Annotated in this window: 24 protein-coding genes; 6 read left to right on the top strand and 18 right to left on the bottom strand. The window is 70.7% G+C overall.

All coding sequences use genetic code 11. From position 1 onward, the window contains the following. Nucleotides 1–4: 4 nt before the first annotated feature. Nucleotides 5–286 (top strand): hypothetical protein, encoded by a 282-nt coding sequence (locus tag GGR71_RS12205; protein ID WP_160960760.1) that lies wholly within the window; start codon nt 5–7, stop codon nt 284–286. Nucleotides 287–489: 203 nt separating this feature from the next. On the opposite strand, the gene GGR71_RS12200 is transcribed toward GGR71_RS12205, so the two are convergent. The 3 genes from GGR71_RS12200 to GGR71_RS12190 all read right to left on the bottom strand — a co-directional run bounded on the left by GGR71_RS12200 (nt 490) and on the right by GGR71_RS12190 (nt 3,840). Then, complete coding sequence (locus tag GGR71_RS12200) at nt 490–825, bottom strand: hypothetical protein (RefSeq protein ID WP_160960762.1); 336 nt, start codon at nt 823–825, stop codon at nt 490–492. Nucleotides 826–957: 132 nt separating this feature from the next. Then, complete coding sequence (locus GGR71_RS12195; RefSeq protein WP_160960764.1) at nt 958–2,679, bottom strand: ABC transporter ATP-binding protein; 1,722 nt, start codon at nt 2,677–2,679, stop codon at nt 958–960. Nucleotides 2,680–2,778: 99 nt separating this feature from the next. Beyond that, the gene (locus GGR71_RS12190) at nt 2,779–3,840 is read right to left on the bottom strand and encodes a phosphoenolpyruvate carboxykinase (ATP) (RefSeq protein WP_160960767.1); all 1,062 of its coding nucleotides are present in this window, start codon (nt 3,838–3,840) and stop codon (nt 2,779–2,781) included. Nucleotides 3,841–4,024: 184 nt separating this feature from the next. On the opposite strand from GGR71_RS12190, the gene GGR71_RS12185 reads away from it, so the two are divergent. Beyond that, on the top strand, nt 4,025–5,533 hold the full coding sequence (locus GGR71_RS12185; protein ID WP_160960769.1) for a B12-binding domain-containing radical SAM protein: 1,509 nt from the start codon (nt 4,025–4,027) through the stop codon (nt 5,531–5,533). Beyond that, nucleotides 5,530–6,813 (top strand): nucleotidyltransferase family protein, encoded by a 1,284-nt coding sequence (locus GGR71_RS12180; protein WP_456362618.1) that lies wholly within the window; start codon nt 5,530–5,532, stop codon nt 6,811–6,813. The genes GGR71_RS12185 and GGR71_RS12180 overlap by 4 nt, the downstream gene beginning before the upstream one ends. A 141-nt stretch (nt 6,814–6,954) precedes the next feature. Here GGR71_RS12180 and GGR71_RS12175 read toward each other — a convergent pair whose 3' ends face one another. From GGR71_RS12175 to GGR71_RS12105, 15 genes are all read right to left on the bottom strand, one after another. After that, entirely contained in the window at nt 6,955–8,091 is a 1,137-nt protein-coding gene (locus GGR71_RS12175; RefSeq protein WP_160960771.1) for a glycosyltransferase family 4 protein, read from the bottom strand. Beyond that, nucleotides 8,088–9,236, bottom strand: a complete 1,149-nt coding sequence (locus tag GGR71_RS12170; RefSeq protein WP_184451972.1) for a glycosyltransferase family 4 protein — start codon at nt 9,234–9,236, stop codon at nt 8,088–8,090. Before GGR71_RS12170 ends, GGR71_RS12175 begins: the two co-directional genes overlap by 4 nt. 2 nt (nt 9,237–9,238) lie before the next feature. After that, on the bottom strand, nt 9,239–10,750 hold the full coding sequence (locus tag GGR71_RS12165) for a B12-binding domain-containing radical SAM protein (protein WP_160960911.1): 1,512 nt from the start codon (nt 10,748–10,750) through the stop codon (nt 9,239–9,241). 23 nt (nt 10,751–10,773) lie between these two features. Then, nucleotides 10,774–11,469: a class I SAM-dependent methyltransferase gene (locus GGR71_RS12160; protein WP_160960773.1), complete on the bottom strand. Its 696-nt coding sequence runs from the start codon at nt 11,467–11,469 to the stop codon at nt 10,774–10,776. Beyond that, on the bottom strand, nt 11,466–12,698 hold the full coding sequence (locus tag GGR71_RS12155; RefSeq protein ID WP_160960775.1) for an amidohydrolase family protein: 1,233 nt from the start codon (nt 12,696–12,698) through the stop codon (nt 11,466–11,468). The genes GGR71_RS12160 and GGR71_RS12155 overlap by 4 nt, the downstream gene beginning before the upstream one ends. Before the next feature lie 2 nt (nt 12,699–12,700). Further along, nucleotides 12,701–13,549 (bottom strand): methyltransferase domain-containing protein, encoded by an 849-nt coding sequence (locus GGR71_RS12150; protein ID WP_160960777.1) that lies wholly within the window; start codon nt 13,547–13,549, stop codon nt 12,701–12,703. 108 nt (nt 13,550–13,657) lie between these two features. After that, on the bottom strand, nt 13,658–14,503 hold the full coding sequence (locus tag GGR71_RS12145) for a Wzz/FepE/Etk N-terminal domain-containing protein (protein ID WP_160960915.1): 846 nt from the start codon (nt 14,501–14,503) through the stop codon (nt 13,658–13,660). A gap of 11 nt (nt 14,504–14,514) precedes the next feature. Beyond that, entirely contained in the window at nt 14,515–15,681 is a 1,167-nt protein-coding gene (locus GGR71_RS12140; protein WP_160960779.1) for a hypothetical protein, read from the bottom strand. Next, nucleotides 15,678–16,619, bottom strand: a complete 942-nt coding sequence (locus GGR71_RS12135; RefSeq protein WP_160960781.1) for a glycosyltransferase family 2 protein — start codon at nt 16,617–16,619, stop codon at nt 15,678–15,680. The genes GGR71_RS12140 and GGR71_RS12135 overlap by 4 nt, the downstream gene beginning before the upstream one ends. Further along, nucleotides 16,619–17,872 (bottom strand): O-antigen translocase, encoded by a 1,254-nt coding sequence (locus tag GGR71_RS12130; RefSeq protein WP_160960783.1) that lies wholly within the window; start codon nt 17,870–17,872, stop codon nt 16,619–16,621. Before GGR71_RS12130 ends, GGR71_RS12135 begins: the two co-directional genes overlap by 1 nt. Next, nucleotides 17,869–18,999 carry a DegT/DnrJ/EryC1/StrS family aminotransferase gene (locus tag GGR71_RS12125; protein ID WP_160960785.1) on the bottom strand — a complete coding sequence of 377 codons (1,131 nt, stop codon included), beginning with the start codon at nt 18,997–18,999 and terminating at the stop codon, nt 17,869–17,871. The genes GGR71_RS12130 and GGR71_RS12125 overlap by 4 nt, the downstream gene beginning before the upstream one ends. Further along, nucleotides 18,996–19,931 (bottom strand): GNAT family N-acetyltransferase, encoded by a 936-nt coding sequence (locus GGR71_RS12120; protein WP_160960787.1) that lies wholly within the window; start codon nt 19,929–19,931, stop codon nt 18,996–18,998. Before GGR71_RS12120 ends, GGR71_RS12125 begins: the two co-directional genes overlap by 4 nt. Next, nucleotides 19,918–20,877, bottom strand: coding sequence for a glycoside hydrolase family protein (locus GGR71_RS12115; protein ID WP_160960789.1), 960 nt, complete (start codon nt 20,875–20,877; stop codon nt 19,918–19,920). Before GGR71_RS12115 ends, GGR71_RS12120 begins: the two co-directional genes overlap by 14 nt. A 5-nt stretch (nt 20,878–20,882) precedes the next feature. Continuing rightward, nucleotides 20,883–21,548, bottom strand: coding sequence for an acetyltransferase (locus GGR71_RS12110; RefSeq protein ID WP_160960791.1), 666 nt, complete (start codon nt 21,546–21,548; stop codon nt 20,883–20,885). Nucleotides 21,549–21,551: 3 nt separating this feature from the next. Continuing rightward, on the bottom strand, nt 21,552–21,968 hold the full coding sequence (locus GGR71_RS12105; protein WP_048489766.1) for a sugar 3,4-ketoisomerase: 417 nt from the start codon (nt 21,966–21,968) through the stop codon (nt 21,552–21,554). A 277-nt stretch (nt 21,969–22,245) separates the two neighbouring features. Between GGR71_RS12105 and GGR71_RS12100 the strand changes: the two genes are divergently transcribed. The 3 genes from GGR71_RS12100 to GGR71_RS12090 all read left to right on the top strand — a co-directional run bounded on the left by GGR71_RS12100 (nt 22,246) and on the right by GGR71_RS12090 (nt 24,609). Continuing rightward, a complete protein-coding gene (locus tag GGR71_RS12100) occupies nt 22,246–22,758 on the top strand; it encodes a cytochrome b/b6 domain-containing protein (RefSeq protein WP_184452001.1) in 513 nt (170 codons plus the stop codon). Nucleotides 22,759–22,825: 67 nt separating this feature from the next. Next, on the top strand, nt 22,826–24,190 hold the full coding sequence (locus tag GGR71_RS12095) for a cytochrome C (protein WP_184451970.1): 1,365 nt from the start codon (nt 22,826–22,828) through the stop codon (nt 24,188–24,190). Nucleotides 24,191–24,213: 23 nt separating this feature from the next. Continuing rightward, nucleotides 24,214–24,609, top strand: a complete 396-nt coding sequence (locus tag GGR71_RS12090) for a c-type cytochrome (protein WP_160960918.1) — start codon at nt 24,214–24,216, stop codon at nt 24,607–24,609. The last annotated feature ends 94 nt before the right edge of the window (nt 24,610–24,703 follow it).

Genomic DNA, 24,703 nt, shown 5'->3' with positions numbered 1-24,703 from the left:
CGCCATGAAGACGCTGCATGCACTCGTGTTCGCAGGAAGCTTGTTGGGCCTCGCCTCGCCGGCCTTCGCCGAGGTCGCCAATCTCACCAACAGCGCCGACGGCGCCAACCGCGACGCGGGCATCGCCGCGGTCAAGAAGAAGTTGCAGGAGGCCTGCACTGAACGCAAGGGCAAGCCGGATCTCAACTCGTTCGAGGTGGTGTTCGAGAAGACCAGCCAGAATCCGGATGTCCCCAAGCCGTACTACGTGGATGGAAAGATGAAATGCGACATCCCGCAGGGCTGAGCCGGATGTCAGGTGGATTCACGCCAGCTTGGTTTGAATGCGAACGAGGCCCCCTTCGCGGGGCCTCTTTTTACGCATGTCCCGAGCGCACACGCGCTGTCACCTGCCGATAAACCCCGACGGCAGTTCCACCGAAGGCCTGCAACGCAAATAATTGCGATCGCGGTCCAGCGCCTGCTCCCAGCCGTTGCCCACTTTGCGGATCACGCGCCCCTCCGAGCAGGAAACGCCGGCGGCGCGCGCTTCGGCAGTGCCCAGTGCGGGAATGTCGAGTTGGATCCGGGACGGCCGCGGTCGGCCGAAGGTATGGGCCAGGTCGCCTGCATGGAAAAGTCCACGTGTTCGCAATAGGCATGCGCCCAGGGTCGCGGATCGTTTGCCAGCAGCTTGCGGCAATCCAGGCGTGGGATCGGAGCGACGTTGCGCTGCGGATTCACGCGCTCAAGCCCCCGTCCGACCGCCGAGCGCGTTTGCGCGAATGCCGTCGTCGAGACGGCGATGAGGAGCAGCCCTGCGGCTGCCCGTTGAATGACGTCCATGCTCTCCCCCTGTGTGGAGAGCTTAGCGATGGCCAGTCCATGGCGCTTAGACAAAACCGCGCGTAGCAGGCTTAGACCAGCTCCTCTGGCTCGCGGTTGGAGACGACAGCGCCTGGGCACCGCCTCGGTCGCTCAGGACGCGCGATCGACCAGCAGCAGCGGGGCCACGGTCGCGCGTTGCACCATCACGCATTGATCGGCGATGGCAGTCAGGCCGAGGCGGTGCGAGACCGCGACCAGCGCGGTCTTTGGCAGCCGGCGCCGCAGTGTGCTCAGGACCTGCTGTTCGGCGGAGGCGTCGAGGGCGCTGGTGGCTTCGTCGAGCAAGGCCACCCGCGGTTGCCGCAGCAGCACCTGGGCCAGCAGCAGCCGCTGCAGTTCGCCACCGGATAGGCGCGCGCCAGCGCCATGTGCGGCGGTGTCCAGGCCGGCGCCGCCCTGCAGGCGCGCGGCCAGGCCGACGTCGCGCAGGGCTTCCCACATCGCCGCCTCGTTCGTGGCCGGCGCTGCCCAGGCCAGGCACTGCCGCACGGTGTGCTGCCACGGCCGCACGCCCTGGGCGACATAGGCCAAGGGCTGCAGCGCGGCGCGATAGCCAGCGAAGTCGAGCGCGCGGCCGTCGCAGTGCGCGGCGAACTGCGGTGGCGCGACCATGCCGGCCAGCGCGTCCATCAGGCTGCTCTTGCCGACGCCGGATGGGCCGCTGATCAGGGTCAGCGTACCTGGCGCGAGGACCAGATCGGTCAAGGCCACCGCGGCCAGCGGCGGTGCCAGACCGATGCGTTCGATCTGGATCGGTGCTGGCGACGTCGCCTCGGTGGCTGCGCTGGATTGCGCTGCCTCCGCGCCCTGCAACGCGGGCGCTGACGTGCCGAGCGCCACGTAGCGCTGCCACAGCTCCAGCGCCGGTGCGGCCGAGCGCAGTTGCTGCACGCTCTGCCGGGTCGAGACCAGGTACGGCAGCAGCCGTCCCAGCAGCAGGCCGACGGTGATCAGCGCGCCGCGGTCGATGCCGTGCCACACCCCAGCCAGCAGCATGATCGCGGCGATGGCCGCCACCGCTGCCAGTTCCAGCAGCAGGCGACCGGAGGCGACCAGCGCCTGCTGCCGCGCGTAGCCATAGGCGAGCCGACCAGCGATCGCTTCGTAGGCCTCCTGCTCGCGCGCCTCGCGGGCGAACGAGCGCACATGACGCAGGCGCCGCGGGAAGTCTTCGCTGAGCCAGAACAGCCGGGTCATGTCGGCGACGTACTGGCGGCTGACACGGGCCTGTTCGTGGCCGGCAATGCGAAAGGCGAGCAGGCCCAGCGCCAGCAGCGGCGGCAGGGCCAGCACCAGCATGGGCGAGACCAGGAACGCCGCGGCCAGGCTCACCGCCGCGGTGATCGCCGCGACCAGCAGCTGCAGCAGGGCGCTGAAGCCCTGCACCACGATCTCGACGTTGTAGGTGAGCAGGTTGGCGATTTCCGCCGAGCTGGCATCGGCCAGGGCTGGCAGCGGCGCCTGCAGCAACCGCGCATGTACCTGCCGGCGCAGGTCCAGCGCGTGGCGGCTGGCCAGGTCTGCGGCCAGTCGTGTGCCCCACCAACGCGACACGGCGAAGCCGCTGCTGGCGGCGACGAACAGCAGGGTCTGCGCGAGGAAGCTGTTCGGCAATGGCAAGGCACGCCCGGCCAGGCTCAGCACATGGCCGGGTTGCACCAGCGGCACCAGCGCGACCGCGGCGAGCGCGCCGGCCAGCGCGCCGAGCAGCGACAGCAGCACGTACCAGGTGATCCGCAGGCGCTCGCCGCGGCCGAGTACGGCAATGAAGGCACGCAGCAGGTGCGACGCTGGGTCGGGACGCACGCTCATCGGCGTGCGTCCGTGCGGCGGACCATCGAAGCGGCGCGCAGCCCACTTTCCCGCGCGCCAGCGATACGCATCGCCGGCACCGTCACATCGTGCAAGGACTCAGGCCAGCAGCGTCTGCAGCGCATCGACCGAGGCCTCCGGATGCATGCCGCGCTGCAGCTCGTACACGCCCAGCCGCTGCAACTGGCGCGCGAACAACGGCCAGTGCGGCTGGCCCGCGGCGTAGGGCTGGTCCGCGGCCAGGCGTGCCGCCACGTCCGCGTCGGGCATCGGCTGCAGCAGTTGCTGCGGATCGGCGGCCATGGTGGCCGAGACGAACACGACCGCGGCGAGCCGCAACGGTGCCTGTGCCAGGCGTCCCTCGCCCTGGCGGATGTCCACCTCGTGCTTGAGCGCGCCGCTGCGGCGGCGAATCATGGGCGCCGCGGCGATCCAGGCGCGGGTCTGCGGATCGAGCAGGCACAGCAGTTCCGGCCGCAGATGCAGGAAGTTGCCGATGCCGGTGGCAAGCAGGTACTGCGGCGCGACGAACAGGGCGTCCTCGGCGAGAAACTCCAGGCCGCGCAACAGGCTGTGCAGCGCCAGGGTCGACTTGCCGGCGCCGCTGCCGCCGAGCAGCAGCACGCCGCGGCCGTCGCGGCCGACGCAGGCGCCATGCAGCGGCACCAGGCGCATGCCGCGTGCGGCAAGCACGAACACGGCGAACTCGATCAGCTCGTAACGCACATGGTAGGCGTGCGCGAGCATGTCCTCGGACACCACCACCAGCGCCCTGCCCTGTTCGGGCGCCAGCACCACGTAGTTGTGCGCATCGATCACGCCGCTCAGCACGCCAGCGCCGGAATGGGTCTGCACCGGCGGTGGCTCCACCGCCAGCGCGTAGGGCGCCTCGCCACGGTCCACCAGGGTCAGCTCGATGCGGAACGCGGCGCTCTCCGGCAGGCGATGCGCCGGCACCGCGCCGAATGCCGCTTCCACCAATGCCAGCAGCGCCGGACTGTTGCTCTCGAAGTGAAAGCGGCCGCCGAGCAGTTGCTTGCTGAGCGTGTGCGGGCGCCGCAGCTGGGTGTGGAACGGATCGCAGGCACCGCCCACGGCGACGACAGGCGTGGCGTGGTCGCTTGTTTCCACGTCCAGAACACGCACGGTCGATCGCTGCATCGGAGAAGAGTGGCTTGGGTGAATGCAGCGTGGGTGCGCCTGCCACGGCCAAAGGTTGCGCGGGCGATGCCGGTGTTTCGCGCAACCAAACGGCGCAGCCCCGGCACCTACCGCCACGGCCACCTGCGCGCGGCCATCGCTGCATGCGCCCCTCCCCCGCGGCGCCGAACGAGACCTTTCGCCGATGCTCAAGATCCAGGTCAGCCACTCCTACTTCCTGCGCTACGATCCCAAGCAATGGGAGCGCGGCAAGCCCTACCCGCCGCTGGCCACGCTGCAGGTGGCGGCGCTGCTGCGCCAGCACGGGCACGCGGTGACGCTGTTCGACGCGATGCTGGCCGAGGGCGTGGAGGACTACGACCACGCCGTCCGTGCGCAGCGGCCGGACCTGGTGGTGTTCTACGAGGACAACTTCAACTTCCTCACCAAGATGTGCCTGAGCCGGATGCGCGAGGCCGCGTGCCGGATGATCGCCGAGGCGCGCGCCGGCGGCAGCCGGGTGATCGTCGCCGGCTCCGATGCATCGGACCATCCGGAAGCGTTTCTCGCTGCCGGTGCCGACGCGGTGCTGATCGGCGAAGGCATCGCGGCCTTGCTGGAACTGGTGGCGCGCCTGCAGGCGGAACCGGACATCGACCCGGCGCGCTGGGTGGCCGGCATCGCCGAGGTGGCCAGCGCGGCGATGCCACAGCTCAAGCGCGCACAGATCGGCGCGCGGCCGCCGGATCCGCGGCTGTCGGTGACGGCGGCCTGGGACCTGCTGGACATCGCCCGCTATCGTGCGTTCTGGCAGCGGCGGCACGGCCATTTCAGCCTGAACATGGCCGCCTCGCGCGGCTGCCCGTTCCGCTGCAACTGGTGCGCCAAGCCGATCTGGGGCAATCACTACAAGCGCCGCGAGGCGCAGGACGTGGCCGCGGAGATGACCCAGCTCAAGCGTAACTTCGCGCCCGACCATGTGTGGATGGCCGACGACATCTTCGGCTTCCACATCGACTGGGTGGAGGACTTCGCCGATGCGCTGGCCGCCGCCGACGGCGCGGTGCCCTTCACCATCCAGACCCGCGCCGACCTGTGCAGCGAGCGCATGACCGCGGCCCTGGCGCGGGCCGGCTGCCGCGAAGCCTGGATCGGCGCGGAGAGCGGCAGCCAGCGCATCCTCGACAAGATGACCAAGGGCACCGACGTGGATGGCGTGATCGCCGCGCGCCAGCGCTTGGGCACGCAGGGCATCCGCGTCGGCTTCTTCCTGCAATTGGGCTATCTGGACGAACAACTCGACGACATCCTCGCCACCCGCCGGCTGGTAGCGCAGGCGCGCCCGGACGACATCGGCGTCAGCGTGTCCTACCCCCTGCCCGGCACCGTGTTCCATCAACAGGTCAAGGACCAGCTCGGGCGCAAGACGCACTGGCAGGACAGCGACGACCTGGCGATGATGTTCCGCGGTGCCTACGACTCGGCGTTCTATCGCCAGGTGCGCGACCTGCTGCACCGGCAGGTGGACCTGCAATGCCGCGAGGCCACGCGCCCGCCGCTGGCGCACGCGCAGGACTGGGCAGCGCTGGAAGCCGACTGGGCGGCGCTGATCGCGCGCGAGGCGCAGCACCGGACCGAGGCGCCACCAGTGCCGGCGGCCGAGGCCGTCGCCGCCGCTAGCGGCCGCCGCATCCCCCTGGTGCAGCGCGCATGAGCGACCTGGCGACGCCGCCGAATCCGGCCATGGCGGCCGACCTGCCGACAGTGGCACCCGCGGCGACGCCGGCGCACCTGCCGCTGCGGCGCATCGGCCGTGGCCTGCGCCTGGCCACCGAAACCCTGGCGCACGAGCTGGCACGCCCTGGTGCGGCGATGCCGGACTGGAGCGGTCTGCACTGGCAACTGGCCGCAGCGGCGGCTGTCGCGCACGGCGTAGCGCCATTGCTGAGCCAGCGCTCGCAGTGGCCGGACCGGGCATGGCGCGCGTTCCTGGACGGGCAACGCGAGCACGTGGCGCAGCGCTACCAGCGCATCGCCGCGCTGCTGCAGCGGATCGACGCCCTGGCGCAGACCGCCGGCCTGGCGATCGTGCCGCTGAAGGGCGCGGCGCTGCATGCGCTAGGCCTCTATCGGCCCGGCGACCGTCCGATGGCCGACATCGACCTGCTGGTACGCCCCGAGGACGCTGAGCGTGCCGCCACGCTGCTCGCCGCGCTGGGTTACGTGGCCGAGTTCGTGCAGTGGAAGCACCAGACCTTCCGCCCGGCGCAGGCGCAGGCGGTGCCGGCACTGGGCGAGCACCGCGACACCCCGATCAATATCGAACTGCACGTGCGCATCCAGGAGCGCCTGCCGCTGCGCACCGTCGACCTCGGCACGCCGCTCTTACCGCCCGACGGCAAGCCCGGATTGAATCCCTACCCGAGCAACGGCGCGCTGATGCGCCACCTGCTGCTGCACGCGGCCGGCGGGCTGTGCAGCCGCAGCCTGCGGCTGATGCACCTGCACGACCTGGCCCTGCTCGCTCCGCGCATGCGCGCCAGCGACTGGCAGGTGCTGACCGGCGCCGATGCCTGGTGGGCATGGCCGCCGCTGCGGCTGATGCTGCGCTACTACCGCGCCGCGATTCCGTCTGCGGTACTGAAGCAACTGCGTGCGCAATGCCCGCCGCTGCTGCGGCTGCGCGCGCGCGGGCTGGACCTGACCGCGGCGTCGTGCTCGCAACTGTGGCTGCCGGCACTGCCGGGCACCGAGTGGGCGCGCTCGGGTCGCGAGGTGCTGGAGTATCTGCGCCAGCGTCTGCAGCCATCGGCGGAAAGCCGGCAGGAACGTGCCGAAATGATCCGTACCCAGTTGTGGCTGCAGGGCCAGGACTGGGTGCGCCTGCCGCAGCGTCGCCGCGTACTGCAGCGCCTGCTGCGGCCGGTGCCGCGGATGGACACGCTGTACGCGGTGCGGACCGCGCTGCAGGGGTATGCGCCGTCTTCTGACTGACGCACACCCTCATAGAACCGTCGTAGGAGCGGCTTCAGCCGCGACAGCCATTGCCGGGGACGCGTATCGCGGCTGAAGCCGCTCCTACGACAAGACACGATGCCGTCTTAAAGGCGAAGCGCCGAAACGCCGCGCCACACCTCAGCCATTCTGCGCCGCGCGCCGGCCATCGGCGTTGCGCGGTGCGCAGAGCCGATGGTACAGCGCGGTGAAGCCGCGCACGCTGTAGTCGGCGTCCTCGCGCACGGCGCGGCATTGCGCCGCCCAGGCCAGGCGCAGGCGCAGTTCGTCGTCGCTGAGCACCTGGCGCAGTGCATCGGCCAGCCCGGCCCAGTCGCCCACCGGCACCGCCAGCGCCGCCGACGGCGCCCACTCCTGCAGATGCCCGACCGCGGTGCCCACGGTCGGCACCCCGGCCACCGCCGCTTCCAGCAGCACCAGCGGCCCGGCCTCGTGCTGCGACGACAGCACCAGCAGATCCGCCGTCTCCACCAACGGCCGCAATTCGCGCTGGGTCTTGAAGCCGAGGAAGCGCACGCGCTCGCCCAGGCCCAGCGTGGCGACCAGACGCTGCATCGCCCCGTCCAGCGTGTCCACGCCGACCAGGTCGATGCGGAAGTCGACGTCGGTGCGGGCCAGCGCGGCGAGTGCGTGCAACAGGGTCGCCTGGTCCTTGACCGGGTTGAGGCTGGCCACGTGCAGCAGCCGCGCCGGTCCGTCGCCGCGCGTACGCGGCGGACGCGGCGGCCAGGCGCGCAGGTCCACGCCCAGCGGCACGCGTTCGGCGGCGATGCCCAGCGCCTGCAGGCTGTCGAGGATTGGCGCACTGGCCGCGGTGACCGCGTTCGCCAGGCGCAACACCAGCGCCTCGCGCAGCCGCCCCTGCCATTTGCGCCGGCCGCCGTAGCCGATCGCGTGCAGCGCGACCAGTTCGCCGCCGGCGATGTGGACGAGGCTCGGCCGCTTCAGCCAGCGCGCTGCCGCCACCGCGATCAGGCTGCAGTGGCCGGAAAACAGCGACTGCACCGCGTCGAACGGCGCGCGGCGGTGCTCGGCGCGGATCGCGGCGATCGCGCGCCAGCGCGTGCGCACCGCGCCGATGTTGTGGATGTGTGCGCCCAGCAGCTCCCACTGCGCCGGCAGCGGCTCCTGGTGCAGCACGAAGACGTGCAAGTCGTGCACGCGTGCCAGGCGTTCGATCAGGCTCAGGAAGGCGGGAATCACCCGGTACTCGCCGCTGCGGTCGACGCCGCCCGGCACCACCAGCGCCAGCTTCATGCCGCGCTCCGCGGCGCGGCGCCGAGCAGCTGCGCGTAGGCCCGCGCCCAGCGCCGCCCGACGGCCGCGAACGACAGCTGCGCATCGAAATGCGCGCGCACCAGCGCCCGCGACGGCCCATCGCGCGAGGCCTGCAGCAGCGCGGCCGCCAGGCGTTCGGCGTCGCCGCAAGGCCACAGCGCTCCGATCCGGCCGCCATCGCTGAGCGCACGGAACGCCGGGATGTCGGTCAGCACCGGCACCGCGCCGCAGGCATAGGCCTCCAGCGCGGCGTAGCCGCAGCTCTCGCCCAGGCTGCCCGACACGAACAGGTCGGCCGCGCGCATCAGGGTCTGGATCTGCGCGTGCTCCACCCGGCCCAGCAGGTGCACGCGGCCGGCCAGGCGCGGATCGGCCTGGATGCGCTGCTGCACCATCGGTAGCAGCGGCGCATCGCCGAACGCGCAGAACAGCTGCATGCCGGGCAACTGCACGCTGGCGCGGGCCACGCCGTCGAGCACGGTGAGCGGATCCTTGCCCTCGCTCAGATGGCCGACCCACAGCACGCAGGGCGCGCCATGCAATCCGCTGTCGCGCCGCGCCTGGTCGCGCTCGCCGGGAGTGAAGCGGCAACTGGATTCGGGAATGGCGAACAGGCGCGTGGAGCCGGCGAACAACCCGGTACCGACGAAGCCGCGCGCCAGGTCCAGCGAGGTGAAGGCGATGCCGGCGGCCGCGGCGTACCAGCGTCGCCACTGCGGCCGCCGCCACCAGCGCGGCGGACGGTTGGCGTGGTCCTGCAGCAGGATCGGCCGCGACGGCCGCCAGCGTGCCAGCGTCGCCGCCTCGCGGGCGAACTGCAGGCCGTGCACGTGCACCACGTCGGCGTCGAGCTCGGCCAGCAACGCGGCGATGCGGCGCAGATGGCGCCGGCGCCCCGCATCGGTACGCCGCACGAAGTGGTAGCTCACGCCGTTGCGCTGCAGCTGCGCATCGACCGCGGCAGCCTGGATCACTGAAACACGCGTGCCGGCGCTGGCCACCGCCTCGGCGATATCGGCCAGCGACGGCCACAGCGCGAACGCCTGCTCCGGCGTCACCCCGTCCGGCAGCGGCACGAAGTTGAGCTGCACGGCGTGCACGGCGCGGGCGACGTTGCCGGCCATGCTCAGATCCCGGACACTTGCGGCCGGTGCAGGCGCACCAGCCGATTGGCGAGGTTCAGTTCCCATGGCCGGTCGTAGCGCCGGTGGCGGTAGCGCCACGCGGCCAGTGCGCTGAGGCCGCGCTTGGCCCAGCCCGGCGAGCGCTGGTCCTGCGCGGTGGGATAGCGGCAGCCGAGCACGGTGACGAAATCGCGGATGCGCTGGCGCAGCGCATCGGTGAGCCAGGGCGCATCGGCGTGGCAGGCGTAGTCCACCCACTGCGGCTGCGCCCACTCCTCCGGCGTGCGCGGGAACTGCACCGGCACGCCGTGGCGGTCGAGCAAGGGCATGCCCGTACGGCGGCCGCGGTCCTTCTCGTGGCGGCTGCTCTCCGGCAGCGGCGTGTACACGTAGACGATGATCTCCGACTGTGGGTTGATCCGCTTCAGTTCGCGAATGAACTCGAAGGTCTGCTCGGTCTCGCGCTCGCTGTCCTGCGGCGGTGCAACCATGAACGACAGTTCCGGGATCACCCCGTTGCGCCGACACAGCTCGGCCACTTCCAGGGTCTGGTCCGGCCGCGTGCCCTTGCGGATCTCCTTGAGCATCGCCCCGCTCGGCGACTCCGCGCCGATGTAGGCCATGCGCAGGCGGCTCTTGCGCACCAGCTTCCAGGTGCTTTCGGAGAGGTTGAGCAACGCGTCGGCGCGCGCGTAGCACCACCAGGGCATCTCCAGCTTCGCCATCACCTCCAGCAGTGGGATCATGTCGGCTTCGCGGTCGAAGAAGTTGTGGTCGAAGAACTGGATCGAGTCCGCGCCCAGACCGTATTTCAGATAGCCCAGCTCGCGCTCCAGGCGTGCCGCCGTGGGCAAGGCGGTGGCGCCGCCGAACATCGCCGCCACCCCGCAGAAGGTGCAGCGGAAACGGCAGCCCAGCGCAGCCTGGTGCGAGGCGGTGCGATTGCCGAGGAAGGTGCGGCCGAGGTAGCGGCGCGGCTCGCCGAGCTTCTCGTACGGCAGCGACGGCAGCGCGTCGCCGCGCTGGAAGGCGCGGTTGCGGTTGTGCACCACGGTGCCGTCGTGCTTCCAGGACAGCCCATCGACCTGCGCCAGCGTCGGCCCCTCGCCGCGCAAGGCGGCCAGCAGTTCCGGCAAGGTTTCCTCGCCCTGCGCGCGGATCGCGTAGTCCACGTACGGCGCGGCCAACGCGGTGTCCGGGTACAGCGTGGGAAAATAGCCGCCCCAGACGATCGGCAGCGCCGGGAAGCGCGCGCGAATGGCCTGCGACAGCGCGATCGACGGCGCCAGTTGCGGCCCGCCCATCACGCTGATGCCGACCGCGTCGTAGTGCCGTTCCTGCAGCGCCTGCAGGCTGCGGTCGATGAAGTCGCGGTCGACGTTGCCGTCGATGATGCGGCTGTCGCCGTGGCGGTCCAGTGCCGCCGCCAGGTTCAGCAGCGACAGCGGAAAGCGGGCGCTGGACGGCTTGGTGATGGTGGGATTGACCAGCAGCGTATTGGGCGTGGAGGACATACCGGGCGAGCGCAGGACGGGGGTCACGGCAGGCGCCGCAGCCGCAGCACCAGGGCCACCGGCACCTGCAATGCAGCGGGATCGAAATGGGCGCCGGCGAGAATGTCCGCCGGGTCGAGCATCGGTTCGCTGACCGCGTCGATGGCGAGCCCGAGCGCGGCGCAGGCGGCGTGCCAGTGGCTGTACAGGTGCTGGGTGTGGCGCACCGCGTAGCGCTGGCCGCCGGCCTTGAAATCGCGGCGCCAGCCCAGCGCCGGGCCGATCGGGTGCACGTCGCTGCACAGTACCCAGCCGCCGGGCCGGGTGACGCGGCGCAGCTCGGCCAGGGCCGGCGGCAACTGCGGCAGATGCCCCAGCGCCAGCGCGCAGAGGCTCAGGTCGACGCTGGCATCGGCAAGCGGCAAAGCCTCCAGGCTGCCTTCGCGCAGCGTGTAGCGGCCGGCATCGACGTCGCCAAGTTCCTGCGCGGCGCGTGCCAGCATCTGCGGCGACAGGTCCGCGCCGGTGACGTGCTCGGCGCCACGCTGCAGCGCATGCAGCAGGTAGCGTCCGCTGCCGCAGCCGGCATCGAGCACGTGCTGGCCGCGCAACGAGGGTGGCAGCAAGGCCAGCATGGCGCGCTGCTCGGCCTGCATCACCGGGTTGTGTGCCTGCGCCGGGTAGCTGTCCGCCCACAGCGCGTAGGCGGCGAGCGGATCGAGGGTCGGGACGGCGCTCATGCGGGGCATTCCTGCGACAGGTGCGTCGGGCGTGAACGCGGCGGTGCAACCTGGAATTCCAGGCCAGGCTCCAACGCGAGCAGCGCGGGATCGGCCAGCTCTGCGGCCAGCAGCTTCGGCACGCCGTCCAGCGTCACCGGCACCGTGTCCACGCCGGCGGCGGCGAACCACGGCGCGAAATCGGGATCGGCGATCCGCGGCCGCCCGTCGCGTACCACTGCGCGCAGTGCGCTGCGCGGCAGCCCGACCAGGCTGTTCGCAGGCGCGCCGCCACGGTCGGCGACGATCAGCAGATCGGCATGTGCGCCCGGCGTCAGATGTCCGCGATCCGGCAAGCGCAGGATGTCGGCCGCGGCAGTCGTGGCTAGGGCCAGCGCCTGGGTCGCATCCAGCCCATGGGCGGCGGCCAGGCGCAGGTCGTCGAGCAGGTCGCGGCCGCCGCTGACCCGCGCATCGCTGCCCAGCGCCAGGCGCCCGGCCGCGCTCAGGCGCTGCGGGTCGAGGGTGCGTCCGAGCAGGTTCAGGTTGCTGCTCGGGCACCACACCACTGCCGCGCCGCAGGCGAGCACGCGGGCGGCGTCATCCGCGCCCAGGCCTACCCCGTGGATCAGCACCGTGTTGTCGGCCAGACAGCCGCGCCGGTCCAGCTCGGCGAGTTCGCCGGCGGCCACCGCGTCGGTGCCTTCGGCCAGGTGGATCATCCACGGCCAGCCGGCGTCCGCTGCTGCGGCGAAGCTCTGCGCCAGCGGCGGCCCGTAGTCGGGACCATGCAAGGTGTAGCTCCAGCCGAAGTCGCGCAGCAGCGCCACCGGGAAGTCGGTCGCATCCAGCGCCGCATGCCAGAGATCGTGGTGGGCCACACAGGTCACCCCTGCCAGCAGGTTCTTCAACCCGCCATGGCGCAGCCGCAGCGGCTTGGGCACGGCCAGTGCGCCCGCCACCGCCGGCGTGCGGAAATGCGCGGCGAAGGCGTCGATCCAGGCATAGCTGTTGGCGAACGGCGCAGCCTGCGGCAACGGCGGCACCGCATTGACGTGCAGATGCTCGTGGGCGTTGATCAAGCCTGGCAGCACCAATTGCCCATGCAGATCGAGGCGCAGCGCGGCCGGTGTGGCCGCCGCGGCGATGCGGCCGGCGCGTAGTGCCAGCGGGGCGTGCACCGCGCTGGTGGCATGCGTGATGCGCGCACCGTCCAGACAGACGTCCACGGAGGCGGCTGATGCGGCCATGCTCAGCGCTTGCGCAGCACGATCAGGAAGTGATCGCCCATGTCGCGCAGTAGCGGCCAGCCGCCGACGCGGTCATCGAGTCGACCCAGCGCCTCGCCCAGGCGCGGATGGCGCTGGTAGTGGTCGACCAGGTACGGCGGCGGCAGGCACAGGCTGAGCGCGCGGTACGACTCCAATTCGAAATGCGGCGCGAACGCGCGGTAGAACTCGCGCGGGAAGTAGTACCAGGTCCAGATCGTATGCCCGTTCATGCCCACCGCGGTGGCGCCACGCGCGGCACGGACGGCGGCGCGGCGCAGGCGGCCGCGCAGCAGGTAGTGCCCCAGCTCCCACGGGCACAGGCGGCCGATCACCGAGAACACCAGGCGGCCATCGCGGCGCAGCAGCCGCGCGCAGTGGCTCGCGACGTCGGGCAGATCCGGCGCGCAGTTGAGCGGGCCGAAGTTGGAGTACATGCCGTCGAACTCGCCGTCGAGCAGATCCAGTTGCTGGATGCCGACGTGCGCCACGCTGAGCCGGCCGTGCAGGCTCGGATCCTGCGCGCGGCCGCGGGTGCGCTCGACCATCTGCGGCGACCAGTCGGTGGCCAGCACGCGGTAGCCGCGCTGGGCGAAGGCGTGCGCGTCCAGGCCGGTGCCGCAGCCCAGGTCGACCAGGCGCGAACCGACCGGCAGCTGGGTGGCGACCGTGTCCCACAAGGTGGTGCGCATGCGCTGGATCAGCGCGTTGTTGCCGCGTGGGCCATCGTAGTCGGCGGCCACGCTGTCGAAGGCGCGCTGCGTGTCCAGCAATCGCACCGGATCCAGAGTGCTCGTGTGCGCCGCGGCGCCCGCCTTGCCATTCGCTGTCACCTGCACCTCTCCACTGCCCTGCCCTTGTCGGAATCCGCGCGCATCGAGCGCGCGGGACTGCAGGTAGGTGCGGCTGCGGGGGCGTTTGGTTGAATCGGCGAGACGCCGTTATGCGGCGGCGTGCGCCCGTGCCGGCCGCGCCTGCCGCCGGCGCAGCGCATTGCGCGCCACCGCGGCCAGCACGCCGCCACCGAGCCCGGCCAGCAGCGCCGCGGCCAGCACCAGCACCGGATTGGGGAACGCCGCGCGCGGCGGCACATAGGTCTCCCAGGGCGCCGAGGTGTCGTAGGTGTAGCGCGCCCCGAGCCGGCCGAGCAGATCCTCGCGTTCGGCCTTGAGGCTGCGGATCGTGTTGTTCTTCTCCGACAGCAGCAGGTTGCCGAGCAACTGCTGCTCCGTGCTGCCATGGCCCTCGCGCTGCTGTTGCAGCAGGCGCTCGCGCTCGGCTTGGGTGGCCGCCAGTTCGGCAGCCAGGTCCTCCAGCCTGGCGTGCGCCTGTTGCAACGGGCCGGCCTGGATGCGCTGGTGCAGCGCCTGCAGCTGCGCGATGGTGGCCGTGGCCAGCTGCCGTGCCTGTTGCGGCGACTGCGCGCGCAGGGTCAGCTGGATCAGGTTGGCGTACGGGTCCGGATCCAGCTTGAGGCTGTCGCGGTACAGCGCCGCCTGGCGGCTGTCCAGGGCCACGCCGGCGCTGTGCAGCACCTGTTCCTGGAACTGCCGCGTCTTGATCCGGTCGATCACCCGCTGGAACGGTTCCAGCTTGGGATCGCGCCCGGCCGGGGTCGGGCCGAATTCGCCGACCTGCACCCAGGCGGTGGCCTGCCACTGGCGGGTCGCGCCGTGCAGGAACAGCGCCGCCAACGCCAACGCCAGCAGCAGCGGCAGCAGGCACCAGCGCCATTCGCGCCGCAGGATCCGCCACAGGTCGATCAGGTAGATTTCGTCTTGGTGCATGGCGGTATCGGTCATGGCAGCGGGGATCTCGGGGAAACGGAAGGCAGAGCCGCAACTGGTGCGGCATCGCGGCGGTTCGGCAGCAAGCCGCTGCAGGCGTGCAGCAGCAGGCACAGCACGACGAAGCCGGCATTGGTCCAGGTGAACGCCTGCGGCGCGAACGGCGACATCACACAGGCGTAGGCGATGCGCAGGAACACCAGCAGGTTGAACAGCGCCACGCCGCGGCCGAGCAGGCGCACGCTCCACAGCAGCGCCGCGTACAGCGCCAGCATCGCCGCCAGCGCGGCGGCGGGGCCGCCGGCCAGCAGGAACGGCAGGAACTCGGTGCCGACATTGATGTTCGGTGCATCCAGCGGGATGCCGGTCCCGGCCGTGGCGATGGAACCGCTCAGCGGCACCAGTTGGTTGACCAGGAAACTGGCGTTCTCGTAGCCCTTGCTGAGCAGCGCGCCGAAGTTATACGGGCCGGCGCCGATGTACAGCAGCAGCCACTTGATGCCCTGCGGCGCGGCCCGGTACAGGTCGCCGAACGGCAGCGCCACCGACTCCAGCGAGCCGGAGCGCAGCGTGCCCAGCAGCGAGAACGCCGCAGCGCCGGCGCACAGCAGCGCCAGCACCCGCTTCCATGGCAGCGGCCGTACCGGGTCGCGGCGCAGCAAGACCAACAGGCCGACACTGAACACCGCCGCGAACAGGCGGTTGCGGTCGATCACCAGCACCGGGAAGGCGAAGCCTGCGAGCAGCAACGCATTGCGCACGCTGCGCTCGCGCACGCACAGTAGGCCGATCGGCGGCAGGATCCAGCACATGTTCGACACATGCCGCACATGCGATTGCAGCGGGCTGAGGTCGGCGTAGGCGGACGGGTTGTGCAGCAGCGGGATCGGGAACAGCAGCAGGTCGAACAGACAGAACATCCCCACCGCGGCGGCCAGGCCCAGCGCGACGAAGGCCTCGCGAGTGCCGGCGTACTCGCGCGCACGGAATGCCGCCAGCGGCGGCAGGCGGATGCCGAGCAGCGCATCCAGCCCCAGCGTTGCCAACGCCACGGCGGCCAGCAGTGCGACGCCGACGAGATAGCCCGGCGGCAGGTCGAAGGTGAGCAGGGCCAGCGCGCAGCTCAGCAGCAGCGGCAGGCCGAAATACGCCGACGGCAGGCGCAGCAGGCGGCTCATGCGCGCTCGGCCAGCGGCGGTTGGCCGACCTGGCGCAGTCGCGCCAACAGCGACAGCCATGCATGCGCCAGCAGATGCCCAGCCAAGGCCAGCGGGCTGCGCCGCAGGAACGCGATCTTGGCGGCGATGTAGTGCGCCTGCGCGTGCAGCAGGGTGCGGCAGGCCGGATCGAACAAGCGCGCGCGACGCAGCGCCACCTGCCGCGACTCGGCCAGGTTGGCCAGGCGGCTGGGCAGGTGCCGGGTACGGCTGGCGTTGTGGTCGTGCACGCGGTAGGCGCAGACCGCCACGTCCAGGAAACCCAGCGCGTCGCGGGCAACCAGGCGCAGGAAGAAGTCCCAGTCCTCGATGCGCAGACCTTCGTCCCATTCCGCGCCCGGCTGCAGCGCGCTGCGCCGGACCAGCGCCACCGCCCCGCTCACCGCCCAATGGCGGATCACCGCGCGGCGGATGCCGGCCTCGCTCAGGTACAGGCGTTTGTCCACGCCGTGCAGGTCGCGCATGCTGCTCTGGTGCACGGTGCGGCCGTGGGTGTCGACCACGATGGCGTCGCCGATCACTGCGGCCTTGTGCGGATGCGCGCCCAGGTACGCCACCTGCACGCCCAGCCCGCCAGGCAGCAGGTAGTCGTCGCTCGCGCCCAGGCGCAGGAACTCGCCACGTGCCATCGCCACCAGATGGTTGAGCGTGGCGGCGATGCCGAGGTTCTCGCGCGGCCAGAAGCGCACATGCAGCCGCTCGCCGTGCTGCGCGATCCACGCGGCGATGCACGCGGCGGTGCCGTCGCTGGAGCCATCGTCGACGATCACCAGTTCCTTGTTCGGGTACGGATCCTCGAGGACGCTGTCCAGGCAGCGCTGCACGAAGCGCGCGTGGTTGTAGGCCGGGATCAGGATCGACACCAATGGCAGCGTCGGCGGTGTGCGTGGTGCGTCCATCAGCCAAGTCCTCGCAGGTAGCGGCGCACCACCAGCACGTTGAACGCCAGGTACAGGGCGTAGTTGCAGGCGAACGCGTAGGCCGCGCCGATCAGCCCCATGCGCGCGGTGAACAGCACCACCAGGCCCAGGTAGCTGGCGGCGAACAGACATTCGGAGAACACGAACAGCCGCGTCATCGCCTTGGCCAGCATCAGGTAGGACAGCACGAAGGAGGCGATCTTGAGCACGTCGCCGAGTAGTTGCGGCGCGTACAGCGGCAGCGCGGCGGCAAAATCGGCCGAGAACAGCAGTTGGGTGATCCAGTCGCGGCACAGGTACACCGCCGCCGCGGCGAGGATCACCGCCGGCAGCACGTAGCGGTAGGCACCGCGCAGCTCCTGCCACAGCGCCTGCCGCGTATGCAGCGCCGCCAGCTTGGGCAGGTAGTAGACGTTGATGGCGGTGGTGAAGAACAGCAGATAGGCATCGGAGACGCGGCTCACCGCCTGCCAGTAACCGACCTGCTGCCAGCCGAACTGGCCGGCCAGGTGATCGCGCACGCCGATGTTGACCAGCAGCGGCAGCAGCGCCGAGGCCAGGGTCATCGCCGAGAACGCGGCCAGCCGCCGCACCATCGCCGGGTCGAAACGGATGCGCAGCATCTCGCGGCGGAAGTACGGGCTGCGCCGCAGCGCCGGCACCGCGGCGCACAGCCAGGCCACCTGCCCCAGCACCAGCCCCAGCAGCGCGCCATACAAGCCAAGCCCATGCGCCAGGACGGCCACCAGCAGCACGCTCAGTACCGCGCCGGCAACCTGGATGAAGGCCAGCCGGCGCACGTCCATGAAGCCGTTGACCACCGCCAGGATGTAGTTGGCCAGCGCAATGCCGAGCTGCGCCCCCGCCAGCACGCAGATCAGCGGCTGGTACTGCGCGTCGCCGAGCAGGCGCTCGGCGATCAAGCGGCTGCACAGCAGCGCGGCCACGCCCATCGCGACCGCGGCGACGCAGGCGTAGCCGAGAGCACTGCCGAGCAGCCGGGTCAGCGACTGCGCATCGTCGCGATACTCGGCCACGTACTTGACCACGCCGGCACCGATGCCGCCGCCGGCCACCACCGCCAGCAACGACATCAGGCTGGTGAACTGGCCGAGCCGGGCGACCCCGGCCGGGCCGGCGTACACCGCCACCAGCTTCAGCACCAGCAACGCGGACAGCAGCTTGGCCGCGGTGGCCACGCCGCTGTACATGCCGCTGCGCAGCACGTTCATGCCGCCACGCCACCGAAACGCTGGCAGGCGTCGATGACCTGCGCCACCGCCGCAGCGTCCAGGGTCGGGCCGATCGGCAGGCTGAGCACTTCGGTGCCGAGCCGCTCGCACAGCGGCAGCTGCAGCGTGGTCAGTTCCGGATAGGCCGGCTGCCGGTGCGGCGGCGTCGGGTAATGCACCAGGCAGTGCACGCCCTGGGCCTGCAGATGCTGCTGAAGGGCGTCGCGCTGCGCACAGCGCACCACGAACAGGTGCCAGGCATGCGCGGCCGGGTCGGCCACCTGCGGCAAGGCGATCTGCGGATGGGCGATGCCGTGCAGGTAGCGCTGGGCGATCGCGCGGCGCGCGGCGATGTCGGCATCCAGATGGCGCAGCTTGACCCGCAACAGCGCCGCCTGCAGTTCGTCCAGGCGCGAGTTCACGCCCTGCAGCAGGTGCCGGTACTTGATGTCCGAACCGTAGTTGCGCAGCACCCGCAGTTGCGCCGCCAGCGCACCGTCGTCGGTGGTCACCGCGCCGCCGTCGCCGAGCGCTCCCAGATTCTTGCCGGGGAAAAAGCTGAAGCCGGCGGCATCGCCGAAGCTGCCTGCATGGCGGTCGTCGCGGCGTGCGCCGTGCGCCTGCGCCGCGTCCTCGATCAGCAGCAGGCCATGCTGCTCGGCGATGCTGCGCAGCGCGGCCATGTCGGCCAGCTGCCCATACAGGTGCACCGCCAGGATCGCCTTGGTGCGCGGGCCGATCGCGCGTTCCACCTGCGCCGGGTCCAGATTGAAGCTGGCCGCCTCCGGCTCCAGCGGCACCGGCCGCAGCCGGTTCTCGCTGATCGCCAGGAAGCTGGCGATGAAGGTATTCCCCGGCACCAGCACCTCGTCGCCTTCGCGCAACCGGCCCAGTGCGCGGTAGCCACGCAGGATCAGGGTCAGCGCGTCCATGCCGTTGCCGACACCGATGGCGTGGGCGGTGCCGCAGTAGGCGGCGAACTCGCGCTCGAACGCCTCCAGTTCCTCGCCGAGCACGTACCAGCCGGAATCGATCACCCGCGCAGCAGCGGCCTTGAGCTCGTCGGCATGGCGCGCGTTGCTGGCGCGCAGGTCGAGGAACGGCACGCTGGCCGGCGGCAGACTCATTGCAACTCCCAATGGTAGAAATCGTGGACCACGGCGCGTGCACCGAAGCGCTCCTTCTGCTCGACCAGGCCGGCATTGAGCACCTGACCCTGCTGCTCGGTGGAAATGCCCAGGCTGAGGAACGCGCGTTGCGCGTAGACCTGCTCGATCAGTTCGGCCAGCAGCAGGCTCAGCGCATCGGCACGGCGACCCTGCTCCGAGCAGGCCAGGTACTGGGTGTGGACGACGTGGCCGAAGTCGTACACCAGCGTGCCGGCCAGCAGGTCCGCGCCATCGCGCACTTCATAGGGCACGATCTGCGCCGGGAAGCGCGCACACAGCAGGCGCAGTTCGTCCAGGCTGTGGGTCGGGCGTGCGTCGTGGCGTTGCAGCACCTCGCCGAGCAGCGCATGCAGTGGCGCCGGATCCTCCACCCGTTGCACGCGCAGCCCGGCGCGGCGCGCCTTGGCCACCGAACGCTTGCGCGCAGCGGCGAAGCGTGGCGGTTCGTGCAGCGGTACTGCCGAGGACAGGTCGCGGCGCTGCAGGCGCGCACCCAACCGATGCAGCGCGTACAGGTCCTCTTCCGCCGGGCTGCGGTGGAACAGATGCGGCACCGCCTTGTATAGCAGCGTGCGTACGCCGGCGCCGCGGTAGTGCGCCGCGATGCGCTCGAACGCCTCCAGCGTCGCCGTCGCACGCAGCGCGTGGGTCGACACCAAGCCGGCATAGCTGAGCCCGGCATGGCTGGTCACCGCGTCGCCATCGCGGTTGGCCGGAAACACCGCCACCGGCGTGCCGGCGTGCTCGATCAGCAACGAGGCATCGACGAAGCGTGCGGCGTGGTAATCCATATAGCCACGCCGGTGCAGCAGATTGCCGTTGCGCGAGGCAGTCACCACGGCGTCCCACGCCGGCGCATCGGCCGCGGTGTAGGCCCTAACCGACAGCATCGCCGTCCTCCCACACCATGCCGGCGGGCAAGTCCGCCTCGGCCACGCCGAAACCATCGCGGCCCATGGCGTTGCCGTTGTAGAACAGCAGCAGGCGCTCGCCGTGGCGGATCAACGCCGGGTAGCACAGCGTGCGTGCGTCCCAGCCCTCGGCCGACAGCGGCAGGCCCAACGCCGCGTCGCAGCGCTGCCACTGGCGGCCGTCGTCGCTGACCGCCATGCCGGGCAGATAGGCGCCGGTGCGGCTGCCATGGGTGAAATACATCAGGTAGCGGCCATCGTGCCGGTACACCCGCGGGCGGCCGATGCGATATTCGTCGCCTTGCGGCTGCAGGCAGACCGTGTCCTGCCGTGGGATCGCCTGCAGGTCGTCGGTCTCCACGCAGCGGATGTGGTAGCGCGGATACGGCGTGCCGCCGATCCACTCCCAGTCGTCGCCCACCGCGTACCACAGCTGCCAGCGGCCATCGCGATAGCGCGCCGAATGCACCGCGGCGATGGTGCTGCGGCCCGGCGCCCGGTCCAGCAGCGGCGTGTCCTGGCGGCGCTGGAACGTGTCGCCGCCGTCGGTGGACACCGCCAGGCCGGTGAAGGCCAGGAACTTGGCCCGCGCCGCCTGCTGGAAGCCGACATAGAACATGTACAGGCCGCCCGGCCCCTGCACCACGTCGCCGAGGATCATGCCGTTGTCGTCGAAACAGCCGGCGCGGCCGATGTCCAGCACGGGTTCGGCGCTAACGCCCAGCACCCGGGTTGGATCCTCGGCGCGCACGTCGACATAGCCGATACGGCTGACCCCGGCCTCGTCGCGGAAGCCGGCGTAGATGCGCAGGCGTTCGGCATCCAGCCGCAACGGCGTCGGCGTCAGCGCCGAGTGCTGCATCCAGCCACCGACGCCGTCGCGCGCGGTGTCGAACACCAATCCGCGTTTGTGCCAGGCGAACATGCGCCTCACAGGTCCACGTCGAAGCTGGACTTGCCGGCCACCGCCCGTGCAGGCGCACCGACATAGATGCGTCCGGGCTCGGTGTCGCGGGTCAGCAGCGCGCCGGCGCCGATCACGTTGTCGGCGGCCACCTTGACCCGGTCGCTGAGCGTGGCATTGACCCCGACGAAGCTGGACGCGCCGATCTCGCAATAGCCGGAAATCACCGCGTGCGAGGCCACGAACACATGGTCGTGGATCACGGTGCGGTGGCCCACATGGTTGCCGCTCCACAGGATGCAGTTGGCGCCGATGCGGGTGAACGGCTGCAGCACGTTGTGCTCGAACACGAAGCAGTGCTCGCCCAGTTCCACGTTGCGCCAGACGAAGGCGTGCGAGCTGACGTAGCTGGCCATGCGGTAGCCGCGGCGCTTGGCGTCCAGATAGAAGCGCGTGCGCAGCCGGTTGAGGCCGCTGGCCGGGATCGCCACGAACACCTCCACCTGCGACGGCGGATATCGCTGTTCGAGCTCTTCGTAGGCCACCACCGGCAGGCCGGCCAGGGTCGGCGCGGACAGGTAGTCGCGCTCCGCGCTGAAGGCCAGCACCTCGTAGTCGCTGTCATGGGTGAAATATTCGCAGGCGATCTGCGCCAGTTCGCCGGCGCCGACGATGACCAAGGGACGCGCCATGGTCTAGGCCTCCTGCCGACGTAGGCCCGCCGCTTCGCGCAGGAACTCGTCGTAGTCGAAGATGTAGTCGGTGGGGTCGTAGGCCTGGTCGGCCAGCACCATCAAGACGCAGTCCGCGCTGAAGTCGTACAGATCGCGCCAGACCATGCTGCCGAGCAACAGGCCCTGCCGCGGATCGTCCAGCACCACCTGCATCGGGCCGCTGCCGTCGTCGAGCAGGAACGACACCGATCCGTGCAGCGCCACCGCCAACTGGTTGAGATGGCGGTGCGCATGCTGGCCGCGGTGCACGCCGTTGCGGGTGGCGAACAGGTAATACACGCGGCGGATGTCGAAAGGCACGTCGCGCTGTTGCTCCAGCGCCACGAGCTGGCCGCGCGCGTCGCCGTGCGTCCGCAACTGGATTCGTTCGATTGCCATCAGAGTGCCCGACCGGGCTCCACATCGGAGTGTCCAGGCTGAGTGCCGCGGGTCTGCGGAAAGGTTGCGCACGCCGCCCCGCACCGTGACGCAACCTTTCGCCACCGCGCCGGCACCCATCGACGACCACCGCTGCAACGATGCCCCGACTGCATCGTGCCGCGGCCCCGCATCGTCGCCTTCCAGGACACCGCGTACCGCCATGACCTCGCCCACGCCGGCCGCCCCGAAACCGCCTGTCTCCCCACCCGACGCGTCGACGCCATTGCCGCGGCCGATGGTGTGGCTGCACTGGCTCACCGTGCTGTGCCTGGTGCTGGCGGCGGGACTGATCCTGCTGCGCGAAGAAGTCGAAGGCCGCATGTGGCGGCAGTGGTTGCTGGAAGGCCATCGCCACTTCGGCCTGTTCGTGCTCGGCCTGTTCTGCGTGCGCGTGGCGTTGCGCATGCGTCTGGGCAAGCGTCACGACGCGGAGGCCGGCTTGGCGCTGATGCGCTTCATGGCCGGCGCCACCCACGTGGTGATGTACGCGCTGCTGCTGACCTTGCCGGTGCTGGGTTGGGCGCTGAGTCAATCGATGGGCAAGCCGGTGCACCTGTTCGGCGCCACCCTGCCCGAGCTGGTCGCGCCCGATCCCGATCTCGCCGACACCCTGGGTGCCTGGCATGTGGATGCGGCCTGGCTGCTGCTCGGCCTGATCCTGCTGCACATCGGCGCGGCCCTCTGGCACCACCTCGTCCGCCGCGACGCCGTGCTGCAACGCATGGTGCCGTTCCTGCGCCGCCGCTGAGCCGCGTCTCCCGTTCCCGCGTTTCCGTCCGTCGCCGCCCCCACCCGCCTGCCAAAGGACTTTCCGCATGCACCAGTCCCCTTCGTCCCCCTCCACCTTCTCCCGCAGCGACAGGACGCGCGGCGCCGAGCAGGCGCTGCTGTGGTCGGCGCTGGGTTCGCTGCTGCTGGTGCTGAGCCCGCGCGCGGCCGCGGTGCCGGCGTTCGCGCGGCAGACCGGCTCGTCCTGCGCCGACTGCCACATCGGCGCCTACGGCCCGGCGCTGACCCCGTACGGCATGCGCTTCAAGCTCGGCGGCTACACCGACAGCGACGGCAACGGCACCAAGATCCCGGCCTCCGCACAGCTCACCGCCAACCGCAGCGTGCCGGCGCGCGGCGAGAGCCGCACCCGTTTCAGCGAGGCCGACCTGTACCTGGCCGGGCGCATCACCGACAACGTCGGCGGCTACGTCAAGGTCGCCACCACCAACAACGGCAAGAACGACTACACCACGCGCCTGGACAACGTGGACCTGCGCGCGGTGGTCAAGAGCTTCCAGCTCGGCGGCAAGGACACCCTGCTCGGCGTCAGCGTCAACAACAACCCCGGCAGCCAGGACCCGATCGGCATGCTGCCCAACGCCTCCGGCCTGGGTCCGGCCTCGGCCTATTCCAGTTCGACCACCCTGCTCAACCAGTCCTCGCTGTCCAACCGGGTGATCGGCACCAGCGTCTACGGCCTGTACGATCGCAACTGGTACGGCGAACTCGGCACCTACACCGCCCTGCCGGTGTCGACCCAGGACGACCTGGGCTACGCCGTCGGCGGCGATCCCGGCAAGCTCAGCGACACCGGCTACCTGCGCCTGAGCTACATGAAGGACCTCAAGCGGCAGTTCTTCTCCGCCGGCGTGGTCGCACTCACCACGCGCAGGCAGCTGCCGCGCAGCACCGGCCCGCGCGACGACTTCACCGATCTCGGCTACGACCTCAACTACCAGTTCCTGGGCACCCGCGAGCACATCCTCAAGCTCGGCTACCTCAACATCTACGAGCGCCGCCGCTACGGCAGCGCGCTGATCGACCTGACCAACCCGGCCCTGGCCGGCCCGCGCCGGGCCAGCGTGCGCGACCAGTCGATCAGCCTCAACTACACCTACAAGCAGAGCTACAGCCTGCTGCTGGCGCACTTCATCAACACCGGCTCGGACGATCCGTTCCGCTACCGCCCGTACGGCGCGCCGGACACCACCAGCAACCTGATCAGCGCCTCGTGGGCGCCGTTCGGCAAGGACGACAGCTACTCGTCGATCTCCAACCTGCGCCTGTCCGCGACCTGGTTCCGTTTCAGCAAGTTCAACGGCAGCACCGGCAACGTGTTCGGGGCCACCCCGGTCACCCGTCCGCGCGACCTCAACCAGTTCGCGCTGAGCCTGAGCCTCGCTTTCTGATTCCCCCGCACGGAGCTTCCCCCATGAAACGCACCAACGCCTTGTCCCTGTGCACCCTGCTGGCCGCCCTGCTGCCGCTGGTCGCCGCGGTGGCGCCGTCCGCGCATGCCGCCGGCGGCGCGCCCGGCGCCGGCGTGTTCGCCAGCGAATGCGCCGAATGCCACAGCGCCGCGCCGGCCAAGAACAAGAAGGGCCCGACCCTGTTCGGCGTGGCCGGGCGCCGCGCCGGCAGCGTGCCGGACTACGCCTACTCCGACGCGATGAAGCAGAGCCAGTGGACCTGGAGCGACGACAAGCTGCGCAGCTACCTGTCGCAACCGGCGTCCAAGGCCCTGCCGGGCGGCAAGATGAAGTACGACGGCCTGGACGATGCCAAGCAGTTGCAGGACCTGATCGCCTACCTGCACAGCCTGCATTGAACTCGCTGCCCGATCGGGTCATATTCGGCGCCCCACGGGCCGGCCACCGCGCCGCGCCCGTGTCCGATCCCTGACCTGCGAGCCTCGAGCCACC

Source organism: Xanthomonas sp. F1 (assembly GCF_014199855.1).
This window is presented reverse-complemented; position numbering and strand designations above follow the sequence as displayed.

Coding starts and splice junctions, on each gene's coding strand:
- GGR71_RS12100 (WP_184452001.1), top strand. CDS start 22,246: ATGGTGTGGCTGCACTGGCTCACCGTGCTGTGCCTGGTGCTGGCGGCG.
- GGR71_RS12180 (WP_456362618.1), top strand. CDS start 5,530: ATGAGCGACCTGGCGACGCCGCCGAATCCGGCCATGGCGGCCGACCTG.
- GGR71_RS12195 (WP_160960764.1), bottom strand. CDS start 2,679: ATGAGCGTGCGTCCCGACCCAGCGTCGCACCTGCTGCGTGCCTTCATT.
- GGR71_RS12205 (WP_160960760.1), top strand. CDS start 5: ATGAAGACGCTGCATGCACTCGTGTTCGCAGGAAGCTTGTTGGGCCTC.
- GGR71_RS12115 (WP_160960789.1), bottom strand. CDS start 20,877: ATGTTCGCCTGGCACAAACGCGGATTGGTGTTCGACACCGCGCGCGAC.
- GGR71_RS12185 (WP_160960769.1), top strand. CDS start 4,025: ATGCTCAAGATCCAGGTCAGCCACTCCTACTTCCTGCGCTACGATCCC.
- GGR71_RS12165 (WP_160960911.1), bottom strand. CDS start 10,750: ATGTCCTCCACGCCCAATACGCTGCTGGTCAATCCCACCATCACCAAG.
- GGR71_RS12170 (WP_184451972.1), bottom strand. CDS start 9,236: ATGGCCGGCAACGTCGCCCGCGCCGTGCACGCCGTGCAGCTCAACTTC.
- GGR71_RS12140 (WP_160960779.1), bottom strand. CDS start 15,681: ATGAGCCGCCTGCTGCGCCTGCCGTCGGCGTATTTCGGCCTGCCGCTG.
- GGR71_RS12190 (WP_160960767.1), bottom strand. CDS start 3,840: ATGCAGCGATCGACCGTGCGTGTTCTGGACGTGGAAACAAGCGACCAC.
- GGR71_RS12135 (WP_160960781.1), bottom strand. CDS start 16,619: ATGGACGCACCACGCACACCGCCGACGCTGCCATTGGTGTCGATCCTG.
- GGR71_RS12095 (WP_184451970.1), top strand. CDS start 22,826: ATGCACCAGTCCCCTTCGTCCCCCTCCACCTTCTCCCGCAGCGACAGG.
- GGR71_RS12090 (WP_160960918.1), top strand. CDS start 24,214: ATGAAACGCACCAACGCCTTGTCCCTGTGCACCCTGCTGGCCGCCCTG.
- GGR71_RS12130 (WP_160960783.1), bottom strand. CDS start 17,872: ATGAACGTGCTGCGCAGCGGCATGTACAGCGGCGTGGCCACCGCGGCC.
- GGR71_RS12105 (WP_048489766.1), bottom strand. CDS start 21,968: ATGGCAATCGAACGAATCCAGTTGCGGACGCACGGCGACGCGCGCGGC.
- GGR71_RS12200 (WP_160960762.1), bottom strand. CDS start 825: ATGGACGTCATTCAACGGGCAGCCGCAGGGCTGCTCCTCATCGCCGTC.
- GGR71_RS12110 (WP_160960791.1), bottom strand. CDS start 21,548: ATGGCGCGTCCCTTGGTCATCGTCGGCGCCGGCGAACTGGCGCAGATC.
- GGR71_RS12120 (WP_160960787.1), bottom strand. CDS start 19,931: ATGCTGTCGGTTAGGGCCTACACCGCGGCCGATGCGCCGGCGTGGGAC.
- GGR71_RS12160 (WP_160960773.1), bottom strand. CDS start 11,469: ATGAGCGCCGTCCCGACCCTCGATCCGCTCGCCGCCTACGCGCTGTGG.
- GGR71_RS12155 (WP_160960775.1), bottom strand. CDS start 12,698: ATGGCCGCATCAGCCGCCTCCGTGGACGTCTGTCTGGACGGTGCGCGC.
- GGR71_RS12125 (WP_160960785.1), bottom strand. CDS start 18,999: ATGAGTCTGCCGCCGGCCAGCGTGCCGTTCCTCGACCTGCGCGCCAGC.
- GGR71_RS12175 (WP_160960771.1), bottom strand. CDS start 8,091: ATGAAGCTGGCGCTGGTGGTGCCGGGCGGCGTCGACCGCAGCGGCGAG.
- GGR71_RS12145 (WP_160960915.1), bottom strand. CDS start 14,503: ATGCACCAAGACGAAATCTACCTGATCGACCTGTGGCGGATCCTGCGG.